The 759-nt window shown below is 28.9% G+C and carries 1 protein-coding gene; it reads right to left on the bottom strand.

What is annotated here, in order from left to right; all coding sequences use genetic code 11:
* A partial coding sequence (gene hemF / locus EIC27_RS06885) for an oxygen-dependent coproporphyrinogen oxidase (RefSeq protein ID WP_126045294.1) occupies positions 1 to 759 on the bottom strand: 759 nt, incomplete at both ends.

The following is a 759-nucleotide window of genomic DNA, read 5'->3' as shown; positions in this document are numbered from 1 at the left end:
AGAATGGCTTCAGTATTACCATTAGTCATTAAACCAAATTTTGTGCCTCTGTCATATAATAAATTAAATTCCACATATCTCCCTCTTTTTTCTAGTTGCATAGATTTTTCTACTTTTGTCCATTTTTTCATAATATTTCTCTTTATAATACTAAAAAAAGCCTTTTTAAATTGTACACCAATTTCTTTAGTAAATTCAAAATCTTTTTCCCAGTTACCACTGTTTAAATAGTCATAAAAAATCCCACCAACCCCTCTAGGCTCCTTTCTATGAGGTAAATAAAAATATTCATCACAATTTTTTTTAAATCTTGAGTAATAATTTTTATCAAATTTATCGCATGCTATTTTAAAATGTTTATGAAATAATTCTGTATCATCATTATTTGGAAAAATTGGAGTTAAATCTCCACCGCCACCAAACCATTGCTTAGTTGTTACAATCATTCTTGTGTTAAAATGAACTGCTGGAATATGTGGGGAATTCATATGTGCAACTAAAGAAATTCCACTAGCCCAAAAATTATTATTGTCATTTTCACAACCAGGTATTTCTTTTGCAAATTGATCAGAAAATTCTCCATAAACTGTGGATATATTTACTCCTACTTTTTCAAAAATTGATCCACGCATGATTGACATTTCACCACCACCTCCTCCATCTCTATACCATTTTTTACGTTTAAAAGACACAGATGATCCAAATTCATTTTCTATCTTTTCAAATTCATCACATATATTATCTCTAAGTTTTTTAAAC

This window comes from Candidatus Aquarickettsia rohweri, from assembly GCF_003953955.1.
GTDB classification, from domain to species: domain Bacteria; phylum Pseudomonadota; class Alphaproteobacteria; order Rickettsiales; family Midichloriaceae; genus Aquirickettsia; species Aquirickettsia rohweri.
The sequence above is the reverse complement of the archived record's forward strand: the minus strand, read 5'-3'. Positions and strand labels throughout refer to the sequence as shown.